The 12,207-nt window shown below is 60.0% G+C and carries 7 protein-coding genes; 5 read left to right on the forward strand and 2 right to left on the reverse strand.

The genetic code is table 11. From position 1 onward, the window contains the following. Window positions 1-14: 14 nt before the first annotated feature. Window positions 15-2,690, reverse strand: coding sequence for a DNA gyrase subunit A (gene gyrA / locus V8G57_RS24140; RefSeq protein WP_342831533.1), 2,676 nt, complete (start codon window positions 2,688-2,690; stop codon window positions 15-17). Window positions 2,691-3,110: 420 nt separating this feature from the next. Here gyrA and V8G57_RS24145 point away from each other — a divergent pair, with 420 nt between their 5' ends. The 5 genes from V8G57_RS24145 (at window position 3,111) to V8G57_RS24165 (ending at window position 10,052) form a co-directional block, all read left to right on the forward strand. Next, entirely contained in the window at window positions 3,111-3,797 is a 687-nt protein-coding gene (locus V8G57_RS24145; RefSeq protein WP_342831535.1) for an OmpA family protein, read from the forward strand. Window positions 3,798-4,076: 279 nt separating this feature from the next. Continuing rightward, complete coding sequence (gene ompA, locus V8G57_RS24150; protein ID WP_092400396.1) at window positions 4,077-4,709, forward strand: outer membrane protein OmpA; 633 nt, start codon at window positions 4,077-4,079, stop codon at window positions 4,707-4,709. Between the two features lie 163 nt (window positions 4,710-4,872). Beyond that, a complete protein-coding gene (gene ubiG / locus V8G57_RS24155) occupies window positions 4,873-5,568 on the forward strand; it encodes a bifunctional 2-polyprenyl-6-hydroxyphenol methylase/3-demethylubiquinol 3-O-methyltransferase UbiG (RefSeq protein WP_342831536.1) in 696 nt (231 codons plus the stop codon). A gap of 64 nt (window positions 5,569-5,632) precedes the next feature. After that, entirely contained in the window at window positions 5,633-6,307 is a 675-nt protein-coding gene (locus V8G57_RS24160) for an HAD family hydrolase (RefSeq protein ID WP_342831537.1), read from the forward strand. A 64-nt stretch (window positions 6,308-6,371) separates the two neighbouring features. After that, entirely contained in the window at window positions 6,372-10,052 is a 3,681-nt protein-coding gene (locus tag V8G57_RS24165) for a DUF748 domain-containing protein (RefSeq protein WP_342831538.1), read from the forward strand. A gap of 52 nt (window positions 10,053-10,104) precedes the next feature. Here the strand turns inward: V8G57_RS24165 and V8G57_RS24170 are convergent, their stop codons facing one another. After that, entirely contained in the window at window positions 10,105-12,177 is a 2,073-nt protein-coding gene (locus tag V8G57_RS24170) for a sensor histidine kinase (RefSeq protein ID WP_342831539.1), read from the reverse strand. Window positions 12,178-12,207 lie beyond the last annotated feature (30 nt).

Below are 12,207 nucleotides of genomic sequence, written 5' to 3' on the forward strand. Positions count from 1 at the left end.
GCGCGGTGCTGTCTTTACTCCGCAGCCGGATCGGTCGGGCCGCGATCGGTCGGGCCGCCACCTTCTTCGGTGTTGCCGCCGGCATCGGCGTCTGCTTCGGTTTCCACCTCGGCGTCAGACTCGACCACCCGCTGCAAACCGCTCAGCTTGTTGCCGTCTTCCACCGCGATCAAGGTCACGCCCTGGGTCGCACGACCCATTTCACGGATCTCGGCAACCCGGGTACGGATCAGGATGCCGCCGGTGGTGATCAGGATGATTTCATCGCTAGGCTCAACCAGCGTGGCGGCGACTACCTTGCCGTTGCGCTCGCTGGTCTGGATCGCGATCATGCCCTTGGTGCCGCGGCCATGGCGGGTGTACTCGGTGATCGGGGTACGTTTGCCGAAGCCGTTTTCAGTGGCCGTCAACACCGATTGCTGTTCGTTTTCAGCGACCAGCAAGGCGATCACCTGCTGGCCGTCTTCCAGGTTCATGCCGCGCACGCCGCGCGCGGTACGGCCCATCGGACGCACGTCGTTTTCGTCGAAACGCACTGCCTTGCCGGAATCGGAGAACAGCATGACGTCATGCTGGCCGTCGGTCAGCGCGGCGCCGATCAGGAAATCGCCCTCATCGAGGTCGACCGCGATGATCCCGGCCTTGCGTGGATTGCTGAAATCCGACAACGGAGTTTTCTTGACTGTGCCCAGGCTGGTCGACATGAAGACATAACGGTCTTCCGGAAAACTGCGGTTGGCGCCGGACAGCGGCAACACCACGGTGATCTTCTCGCCATCCTGCAGCGGGAACATGTTGACGATAGGCTTGCCGCGCGAGTTGCGCGAACCTTGCGGCACTTCCCAGATCTTCAGCCAGTACAAACGGCCGCGGTTGCTGAAGCACAAAATGTAATCGTGGGTATTGCCGACGAACAGCTGGTCGATCCAGTCGTCGTCCTTGGTGGCCATGGCCTGCTTGCCGCGGCCGCCGCGTTTTTGCGCACGGTATTCGGACACCGGCTGCGCCTTCATGTAGCCGGTATGCGACAAGGTCACCACCATGTCTTGCGGCGTGATCAGGTCTTCGGTGCCGAGATCGGTAGGATTGTGTTCAATCTGCGAACGGCGCTCATCCTTGTTGCCGATGCCGTATTCATTCTTGGCCGCGGTCATTTCGTCGGTGATGATGACGGTGACGCGTTCCGGCTTGGCCAGGATGTCCAGCAGGTCGGCGATCTGCGCCATCACGTCTTTGTACTCGTTGACGATCTTGTCTTGTTCCAGGCCGGTCAGGCGCTGCAGGCGCATCTGCAGGATTTCCTGCGCCTGGTCGTCCGACAGCTTGTATAAGCCGTCAGTCTGGATGCCGTAGTGCTTAGGCAGGTTTTCCGGACGGAAGGATTCGATGCCGCCGATGTTCTCGTCGCCGGTGCGGGCCAGCATTTCGCGCACCATGGACGAATCCCAGGCGCGCGCCATCAGCTCGGTTTTTGCAACCGGCGGCGTCGGCGCGGCTTTGATCAGGGCGATGAAATCGTCGATATTGGCCAGCGCCACTGCCAGGCCTTCCAGCACGTGGCCGCGTTCGCGCGCCTTGCGCAGTTCGAACACGGTGCGGCGCGTAACGACTTCGCGGCGGTGCGACAGGAAGCATTCCAGCATCTGCTTCAGGTTCAGCAGTTTCGGCTGGCCGTCGACCAGCGCCACCATGTTCATGCCGAAGGTATCCTGCAGCTGGGTCTGCTTGTACAGGTTGTTCAGCACGACTTCAGCGACTTCGCCGCGCTTGAGCTCGATCACCACGCGCATGCCGGATTTGTCCGATTCGTCGCGCAGGTCGGAAATGCCTTCCAGCTTCTTGTCGCGCACCAGTTCAGCGATGCGTTCCAGCAAAGCCTTCTTGTTTACCTGGTACGGCAGTTCGTCGATGATGATCGCGGTGCGGCCTTCACGTCCGAATTCTTCGAAGTGGGTCTTGGCGCGCATCACCACGCGGCCGCGGCCGGTGCGGTAGCCATCGCGCACGCCGGACACGCCGTAGATGATGCCGGCGGTCGGGAAGTCCGGCGCCGGGATGATCTCGATCAGCTCGTCGATGGTGCAATCGGCATTGCGCAATACATGCAAGGCGCCGTCGATCACTTCAGTCAGGTTGTGCGGCGGGATGTTGGTCGCCATGCCGACCGCGATGCCGGACGAACCGTTGATCAGCAGGTTCGGGATGCGCGTCGGCAGCACCGACGGTTCTTTTTCCTTGCCGTCATAGTTAGGCACGAAATCGACGGTTTCCTTGTCGAGGTCGGCCAGCAGCTCGCCGGCGATCTTGTCCAGGCGGCACTCGGTGTAACGCATCGCTGCCGCGCCGTCGCCGTCGATCGAACCGAAATTGCCCTGGCCGTCGACCAGCATGTAGCGCAGCGAAAACGGTTGCGCCATGCGCACCAGCGTGTCGTAGATCGAAGCGTCGCCGTGCGGGTGGTACTTACCCATGGTCTCACCGACCACGCGCGCGCACTTCACGAACGGGCGATTCCAGACATTGTTCATTTCGTGCATCGCGAACAAGACCCGGCGGTGCACCGGCTTGAGGCCGTCACGCACATCCGGCAGCGCACGGCCGACGATCACGCTCATCGCGTAATCGAGATAGCTCTTGCGCATTTCTTCTTCGAGGGAAATTGGGATTGTTTCTTTAGCGAATTGATCCATTAGCGAGTCGGCGAGTCTTTAATTTTTCTAATTGCGGGACAGAGCCGCCCGGGTAGGGTTTAAGAGCCACCGCAGCGTGGCGAATTACCCTACCCGGGCGGCTCTGTCCTCAACTAATCAGATAAAACGGTTAAGTTGCAAAGAACAGCAATTGTGGCCAGAGTCGTGACCAATGCAGCGCGGCGGATTTCTCCAGTACTCTGTCCCCTATTACCAAGGCTACCCAGAATGATAGCCATAAGACATACGATTTTAGCACGCGGGGCGGCCGGTTCAGGCTTTTCAGGGAGCGCGCAAGATCCTGGGCGGCGCGGCAGAAAATCTGGCCGCCGGAAAAAATATGTTTAAATGCCGCCTTGCCCGGCAATCAGGCGATTTTGAATATAGTCCCGCCTCGACATTTCTTTCAGGAAACAATTTATGCGCCATACCATCGTGCTGAGTCTATTAATAGGCTCGGCTTCCGGCTTCGCAGCCAATCCCGGCTTCGCCCAGACCGCCCCGGCTCAGGCTGCTCCTGAAAACAGCGCTTATCTGCAGGACGGACGCGGTCCGGTCGTGCGCAGCCAGGATGGTTTGTGCTGGCGCTCCGGCTACTGGGACCAGAATGACGCGATCACCGGTTGCGACGGCGCCCTGGTGGCGCCGGTCATGAAGGCCAGTGCGCCTGCCCTGGTCGCCGATCCGATGATCGCCAGCAATGAAATCGCTCCTGCTGCCGTGACCGCGCGATGCAATGCCAGCGTGACGCTGGCGAGCGACCAGACTTTTGGTTTCGGCAAGGCAATACTGACCAATGCCGCCAAGCAGCGCATCGACCAGCAAGTAATTACCGAACTGACAAACTGCGGCAGCGCCGACCTGATATTGGTTACCGGCCATACCGACCGCCTCGGCTCAGAGAAATATAACCGGAAGCTATCGATGCAACGCGCCGCCAACGTCGCCAGCTATTTGAAGAGCAAAGGCGTGACCAGCAAAATAGAGATTGCCGGCGCCGGCGCATCGGATCCGATATTGCAATGCAGCAATAAACTGAGCCGCAAAAAACTTGTCAATTGCCTAAGCCCTAACCGCAGAGTCGTAATAAAAATGCAATCAAATTAAAATAAAATAGATAGTTCTGTTGCGCCGATGTAAGATGACGCCCGTGGTGATGTTTTCATAGTGTTATGTTGTATGAAAACAACGAAGCAGGCAAAACGTGGGCTGGATCATTTGGCATCCTTCGCTAGCGCTTGCAGCCTGTGGCAGAATGGTGGTCAAGTTCATTGCGTGTGGTCAATCCCACATGTAACGGCCTGAACCACGTGGTACTATCCAATTTTTGATGTCGTATATTAGTTGCGCAGTTAATCTGCGGATATCTCAACCGAGAGGAGAAACATGAATAAATTAGCAAAACTCGTCTTCGCTGCGTCCGCAGTCGTCGCACTCTCTGCCTCTGCGCAGGAAATCAAAGATATCCAGGCAAACACTCCTAACAGTGCTTACGTGCAAGATGCACGTGGTGTAATCGCACGTGACCCGTACGGTCTGTGCTGGCACACCGGCTACTGGACACCAGCTGACTCGGTTCCAGGTTGCGACGGCGAAATCGCTCAAGCTGCTCCAGCTCCAGTTGCTCCAGCTCCAGCACCAGTCGTCCCAGCTCCAGCACCAGTTTCGCAAAAGGTTACTTTTGCTGCTGACGCATTCTTTGACTTCGACAAAGCTGTCCTGAAGCCAGAAGGCAAAGCAAAACTGGATGACCTGACATCGAAGCTGGGCGCAATCAACCTGGAAGTCATCATCGCTGTTGGTCACACTGACTCGGTCGGTTCTGTTGCTTACAACCAAAAACTGTCGGTCCGCCGCGCTGAAGCTGTCAAGGCATACCTGGTACACAAGGGTATCGAAGCTAACCGTGTTTACACCGAAGGCAAGGGCAAGTCGCAACCGGTCGCTGATAACAAGACCGCTGCTGGCCGCGCTAAAAACCGTCGCGTTGAAATCGAAGTTGTTGGTACAAGCAAGTAATCGACCCAACCTCGTCGACTAAACCTCGATCAAAGAACCCCGCCTCGGCGGGGTTTTTTTTCGTACAAAAAACCAGCGCCAAGGGCCAGTCCGGAAACTTTCGGCGATGGTTTTTAATCAGACAACAAACCGCAACGCTGTACTTCCAGCTATGATTCAACCTATGAACGCAGACCCATCAGAACTCAAGAAATTCAGCGACCTGGCGCACCGTTGGTGGGATCCGGAATCGGAATTCCGCCCTCTGCATGAAATCAATCCCTTGCGCCTGGAGTGGATCAACTCGCGCGCCGCGCTGGCCGGCAAGAACGTGCTGGATATCGGCTGCGGCGGCGGCATCCTGGCCGAATCCATGGCGCGCAAAGGCGCTACCGTCACCGGCATCGACCTGTCCGACAAAGCCCTGAAGGTCGCCGACCTGCACAGCCTGGAATCGGGCATCCAGGTGCGTTACGAGAAAATCGCCGCTGAAGAGATGGCCAGCCGCGAAGCCGGGCAATTTGACGTGGTGACCTGCATGGAAATGCTGGAGCACGTACCCGATCCGGCATCCATCGTGCGCGCCTGCGCCACGCTGGTGAAACCTGGCGGGCAAGTGTTTTTCTCCACCTTGAACCGCAACCTGAAAGCCTACCTGCAAGCGGTACTAGCGGCCGAATACCTGCTGCGCATGCTACCCAAAGGCACGCACGACTACGCCAAGTTCATCACACCGGCCGAACTGGCGCAGTTCGTCCGCAACACCGGACTGGCGGTGGATGTCATGCGCGGCATGAGCTACAACCCGCTGACCCGGATCTATTCGCTCAACCAGGACACCAGCGTCAACTACCTGATGGCTTGCACCCGGCCAGGCTAATTGCTTCGGGCCGGCGCTGTACTCGATCAGCGCCGGCCGTTTTCTCGTACTTTAGGAACCACCCATGCCCTTGCCAATGCCGCGCGCCATCCTGTTTGATCTTGACGGTACGCTTGCCGACACTGCTCCGGACCTGGCTGCCGCACTGAACCGATTGCGCCGCGACCGCGGCTTGAGCAGCACCCCATACGAACAACTCCGGCCGCATACCTCGGCCGGCGCGCGCGGCATGATAGGCGCCGCCTTCGGCCTGAAGCCGGGCGATCCCGACTATGAAGAACTGCGGGTCGGTTTCCTCGACCACTACGCCGCAGCACTGGCGGTCGACAGCACCTTGTTCGACGGCATACCTGCCTTGCTCAACGACCTGCGCCAGCGCCGCCTGGGCTGGGGCGTAGTCACCAACAAGGCCGCCAGGTTTACCGATCCCCTGGTTTTCCAGATCGGCCTGGCCGATGCGGATTGCGTCATTTCCGGCGACACTACCGCCCACGCAAAACCCCATCCGGAACCGCTGCTGGAAGCCGCCCGGCGCCTCAAGCTGCAGCCGCAGGAATGCTGGTATGTCGGCGACGACCTGCGCGATATCCAGGCCGGCCGCGCGGCCGGCATGGTGACCGTTGCGGCGGCCTGGGGTTATTGCGGCGAGAGCGCACCGGAATCCTGGGATGCGGACGCCCTGATCGATGCTCCACATCAATTGCTGGCTTTGCTGCCGCAAGCAGTCTCGAAGAATTGAATTAATCAGCGGGCAATACTGTCTGGCGGTATATTGTGGACATGCTTGCCCATAAGGAATAAAAATGGCAAATATCCCTCGTCCTTCCTGGCTGCCGCGCGCAATGCGCTGGACCGGCATCACAGTCATCGTGCTGCTGGTGCTGGCGCTGATCAGCTGGCTGGCGGTGCCGCCTGTCGCCAAGCACCTGGTCGAACAACAGATCGAAGCCCAGCTCGGGCGCAAGGCAACGGTCGGCAAGGTCGCCTTCAACCCTTTCAACCTGGCGCTGACGGTATCTGATTTCACGCTCTACGAGCAGGACAAGACTACCACCGCATTCTCGGCAAAAACGCTGCTGGTCAATGCCTCGTCAGCCTCGCTGTTCCGGCTGGCGCCGGTGCTCAATGAAGCCAAGCTGGTCGATCCCAGCCTGCATGTCGTGCGCACCAGCGCCGACGGCATCGGCCGCTACAATTTCTCCGACATCATCGACCGTATCCTGGCGATGCCGAAGAGCGACAAGCCGACCCTGTTTTCGGTGTCCAACATCCAGCTCGAAAACGGTAGCATCAAGTTCGACGACAAGGTAACCAACAAGCTGGTCGACATCCAGGCGCTCAACATCGGCGTGCCCTATGTCTCGAACTTCCCGAGCAAGGTCGACACCTTTGTGCAGCCGCACCTGTCAGCCAAAGTCAACGGTACGCCGTTTGACCTGAGCGGCCGCAGCAAGCCATTCGCAGGCAGCCTGGAAACCTCGCTGGCGATCGATATCGACCAGCTCGATGTCGCCAGCTTCGTGGCGTTTTCTCCGGTGGCGCTGCCGCTAGCGATCCAGAGCACCAAGCTGTCGACCAAGCTCGACCTGACTTTCGTGCGCAACAAGGACAAACCCGAAGTATTGCTGTCGGGCGCCATCAAGCTGGCCGACGTCGCCCTCGCCGACAAGAATGCAGCGCCGCTGCTCAAGGCACAGGCGATCAATGCCCAGATCAATAAACTCAACGTCCTGACCGGCGCCGCCGCACTTGACCAGATCGACATCCAGCAACCGGAAGTCTGGGTCAACCTGAACGCCAACGGCAGCCTGAACTGGGCGGCGCTGAGCACTCCGGCTGCGAAGCAGGAAATCACCAAGGATGCCGCCAAGGACGCGCCGAAAAAACCAGCCGGCCCGGCACCGCAGATGACGCTGGCCAAACTCAGCATCCACGACGGCACCGTCAACTGGCTGGATGCCGCCAACGCCTCGCCGGCGCTGAACCTGCAGGTCAAGAACGTCGCGCTGGATGCGAGCCGGCTGTCGCTGGCCGCTGACGCCAAACCGGCGACCGTGACCCTTTCCAGCGGCACCGAAAACGACCAGCGCATCCAGTTCATCGGCCAGATCACTCCTGCCAAAGGCATCGTCGCCGGCAAGGCCAGCATCAACGCCTTGTCGCTGGCGCCGTACCAGCCTTATGTCAACCGCTCCCTGGCGGCGGTATTGTCCGGCCAGCTGTCGCTCAGCACCTTGCTGGCGATCGATGGCAGCCGCATCCGCCTGCACCAGCTGGGCATCGATGTAGATGATCTCAAGGTAGCAGCAAAAACCAGCGCGGGCGGCAGCATAGGGGCCAAGAAAATCAGCCTGGAAAACGCCAGCGTCGACACCGAAGCTCACACTTTCAACGCCGATGCATTGCACCTGGCAGGCATACAAGGCGATGTGCGGCGCGACGCCCAGGGTAAACTCAACCTGCAGCAATTCATTGCCAACACCGGCGGCGCCAGCAAGGCTGCCCCTGCCGCGCCCGCCAAGCAGAGCGGGCCTGACTGGGTCGCTACCCTGGGCAAGTTTGCCATCAGCGACAGCAGCCTGGCTTACCAGGACGACGCGGTAAAACCGGCCGTCAAGCTGCGCGCCGACGGCCTCAACCTGAGCGCCGAAAACATCTCCAGCAAACTCGATAAACCGATCAAGGTTTCCCTGCGCACCCAGCTTAACAAGACCGGCAAGTTGTCGGCCGACGGCAGCGTCGCCGCGCAAATGAAATCCATCGCCCTCGACCTCGACGCGCAAAACCTGCCGGTGGCCGCTTTCCAGCCGTATTTCACCGACTACGTGAACGTTAACCTGACTTCGGGCCAGGCCAGCACCAAAGGCAAGTTGTCGCTGACGCCGCCCAGCGGCCGCCAGGAACTCGCCACCAGTTATAACGGCAACCTGCGCCTGGCTAATTTCCGCGTGCTCGACAAGGAAACGTCGGCCGATTTCCTGAAATGGAAACTGCTCGACGTCAGCGGCATCAACGCCAATATCGGCGGCCCGCGCCAAAACGTCACGCTGGCGAAGATTGCGCTGACTGATTTCTATGCGCGCATCATCTTGTCCGAATCGGCCAAGCTGAATTTGCAGGATATCGTTGTCTCGAAAAACGCCCCGGCCGGCGCGCCGGCGCCATCCCTGACTTCCGCGGAGGCCGGTGAAGGCATGGGCCAGGGGACGCAAAAAGTCACCAAGTCCACTGCCGAAGGCAAGGTCACCGTGGCCCCCATCGCTGCCGCGCCGCCTAAAGAGAACGCACCGGTGATCAAGATCGGCCAAGTGGTCATCAAGGGCGGCAACATCAACTACACCGACAACTTCGTCAAGCCGAACTACACCGCCAACATGACCGGCATGAACGGTACCGTCGGCGCGATTGCTTCCGACAAGCCGGCGCCGGCGCCGATAGACCTCAACGGCAAGATCGACAACGACGCTCCGGTCGCCATTTCCGGCTCGCTCAATCCTTTGTTCAAGCCGATGTTCCTCGACATCAAGGCCAGCGCCAACGGCGTCGAATTGCCGCGCCTGACCCCGTATGCCGCCAAGTACGCCGGCTACGCCATCGAAAAGGGCAAGCTGTCGATGGATGTCAGCTACCACATCGAAAACGACAAGCTGGTGGCGCAGAACAATGTGCGCATCGACCAGCTCACTTTCGGCAACAAGATCGACAGCCCTACCGCCACCAAGCTGCCGGTGCTGCTGGCCGTCGCCTTGCTGAAAGACCGTAACGGCCAGATCAACATCAACCTGCCGATTTCCGGCACCTTGTCCGATCCGGAATTCTCGATAGGCGGCATCATCGTCCGCATCTTCATCAACCTGATCGTCAAGGCTGTCACTTCGCCGTTCGCGCTGATCAGCTCGGCCTTCGGCGGCGCCGGCGGCGACGATCTCGGCTACGCTGAATTCGCGCCCGGCTCGGCTACCCTCACAGCCGCTACCCAAAGCAAGCTGGACACCCTGGCCAAGGCCCTGACAGACCGCCCGGCGCTGAAGCTGGACCTGATCGGCCGGGTTGATCCGAAAAGCGATACCGACGGCGTCCGCCAGCAAATCCTCAACCGCAAGCTGAAAGCGCTGAAGCTCAAGGATTCGGTTGACGGCAGCGACGATACGCAATCGGACGACGTGGCCTTGACCGATGCCGACAAAGAGAAATACATGGGCAAGGTATATGGCTCGGAAAAATTCGACAAGCCGCGCAACGTGATCGGCCTGTCGAAATCGCTGCCGACCGCGGAGATGGAAAAACTGATCGTCGCCAACACCGCGGTGACTCAGGACGCCTTGAGCGCGCTGGCGACCCGGCGCGCCGAAGCCGTCCGCAAATACCTGGAGACCAAGGGCCAGATCCCGCTGGAACGGATCTTCCTGATCGCACCGAAACTGACTGCCGACGGCATCAAGGACAAGGGCCAGCCGAACCGGGTCGATTTTGCGCTGAAATAGAGAGATTCCGGCAAGAGGAAAATTTCCTCTTGCCGGAAGAACGACGGGAACATCACACGCGTTGCAGTCCCAGTGAAAACACCACGCCGTCCGCCACATTCAATGCCGTAATGGTTCCGCCCATCTTGGCCATATACGTCTTGGCCACAAAAAGCCCTTGTCCCCGGCTGCCGTTCGCACCAGCCTCAAGCTGATCCGATACGCCGTATTCGAAAATCTTGTCGATCAGTCCTTCAGCGATATTCGGCCCGTAGTTATGGATGGCGATGGTGGCTGCGGTTTCCGTGGTTTTGAGGTCGATGGAAATCATGGAACCCGGCTGGCGGCAGCGATCGGCATTGCGCAAGACATGCGTTACCACATCCTCCAGCGAGTAATCATCGGCCCTGACCATCACGCCCTCCTGGCCGCCGAAAAACCTGACGTCTGCGATCCCGACCAGCGGCGCATTGTCCGCCACGTTGCCGAGAAAAGCGCCGATGTCGATCGCCGTCACCTGCAACACCGTGGATTGAAACGCTTCGCTGGGAGAGGCGCTGCCATACAGCACCCGCACCGCCTGCTGCATGCGGTTGATGTAGCGGCTGCTCTGGCTGTCGGCCGTGCCGTGCAAGGCCATCAGCGACTGCAGCGGCGACATGATTTCATGGCCCACCGCATGCCACATTTCCTTTTCCTGCTCGGCGCGGATTTCCTCCCGCTCGACATCTTCCTTGACGCGCCTCAGCAGGTCATGCAGACAGCTTGCCAGCACGCCAAGCTCATCGGCGCCGCGCAGGTCGGTCAGGTTGAACTGGTCCAGCCCGCCTGAACCCTTGACGATCTTCGACACCTTGGCGGCACGCCGGGTCAGCATCGTGATGCGGCGAATGATGCCGATCTCGATGATCAGCCAGGCCACGAACAAGGCCAGCAGCATCGCCCCGACAAACCACAATACCCGCGCCGCCACGACGCCCAGGCTGCGATTGACGCTGCGTTCGTCGCCGATCAGGGTCACGTCATAGATCCCCGCCGACGTCACTACGGATTCCCTGCTTTCGTTCGGCGCGCCGATTTCGTCCACGGGAAGACGGCGCACCAGGCGGCTTAGCAGGCGCGAGGTATCGTCCGGGTGATCTTCGGCGCCGGTCAGGCTGACCAGGTCAGCGCCGCCTGCCGCGCCGCGCTTCCTGATGCGCAAGCTCTCGCCCGGCAACAGCAGCGAGGCCAGGTCGCCCACCGAAAATGCCCGTGCCGCAGCGGCGCTTTTACTGTCGAAAAGCAGCGGGCCATCGCCCGGGGGCAGGACCTCGATGCGCACCTGGATGTTATCCAGGTCGGCCGGCGGCCAGACCGGATTTTTTTCCTGGAACAAGGCATCCTGCAAGACACCCACCGGCAGGCGCAGCGAGAAAAATGAACTGCGCGGACAATCGGCATCGCCGTCGCCCTCCCCGGGCTTGCTGCATAAGGTGCTTTGCCAGATCCAGCCGCGGAAATCCTTGACCGGCCTGGATCCCACACGGCCGCTATCGTCATCGAGAAAACCAGTCAGGCGGCCATGCGCGCCACGCGTTTGCACGGCATTCGGATCGCCGTTCTTTTCAAACGGCGCAATCCAGCGATAGGTCTGCCCGCGCAGCGTCACTGTCACCCGCACGCGATGCGCGTCGCCGATATCCTGCTCGCCGCGCTGGTGCGGCATCAGTTCGCCGCTGACGAAACTGCCGGCAACATAAATGAAACCGCCGGCCCACGGGTTGTTGCCGACGGCCACGCATAGCGCGCCGTCGTCGCCATACTGCACCAGGCAGCCAGACATGGTGATGGCTTGCCGCACTTTGTTCTGGTCGTCGAAATCAAGCGAGGGAAACGGCAGCAATACCGGGTGCAGCACAGCCGCGCCGCCATTTTCAGTGCGTGGATTCAACAGCGCCAATTGTCCGGCAGGATGGCGCAAGGTCGCCAGGATCTGGTCGCCGGTCTTGCGGAAACTGGCCTGGTAATTCTTGTAGCTCAGCTGCTTTTCCTGCTGCAGCACGTACAGCGCCAGCGCAACGGTAGCCACCGCCAGCAGCAGGAAGGCGCCGCGAAACAGGATGCGCAAACGGTATTGGGCGATATTCGGAAAGCTGATCTTCATGTGCAGTCATCCCCGCGGTTGAAGTGGCCG

The organism is Collimonas rhizosphaerae (assembly GCF_038896935.1).
Classification (GTDB): Bacteria; Pseudomonadota; Gammaproteobacteria; order Burkholderiales; family Burkholderiaceae_D; genus Collimonas; species Collimonas rhizosphaerae.

Excerpts from the sequence above, each read along its gene's own strand:
- gyrA (WP_342831533.1), bottom strand. The coding sequence starts at position 2,690 with ATGGATCAATTCGCTAAAGAAACAATCCCAATTTCCCTCGAAGAAGAA.
- ompA (WP_092400396.1), top strand. The coding sequence starts at position 4,077 with ATGAATAAATTAGCAAAACTCGTCTTCGCTGCGTCCGCAGTCGTCGCA.
- V8G57_RS24145 (WP_342831535.1), top strand. The coding sequence starts at position 3,111 with ATGCGCCATACCATCGTGCTGAGTCTATTAATAGGCTCGGCTTCCGGC.
- V8G57_RS24160 (WP_342831537.1), top strand. The coding sequence starts at position 5,633 with ATGCCCTTGCCAATGCCGCGCGCCATCCTGTTTGATCTTGACGGTACG.
- ubiG (WP_342831536.1), top strand. The coding sequence starts at position 4,873 with ATGAACGCAGACCCATCAGAACTCAAGAAATTCAGCGACCTGGCGCAC.
- V8G57_RS24165 (WP_342831538.1), top strand. The coding sequence starts at position 6,372 with ATGGCAAATATCCCTCGTCCTTCCTGGCTGCCGCGCGCAATGCGCTGG.
- V8G57_RS24170 (WP_342831539.1), bottom strand. The coding sequence starts at position 12,177 with ATGAAGATCAGCTTTCCGAATATCGCCCAATACCGTTTGCGCATCCTG.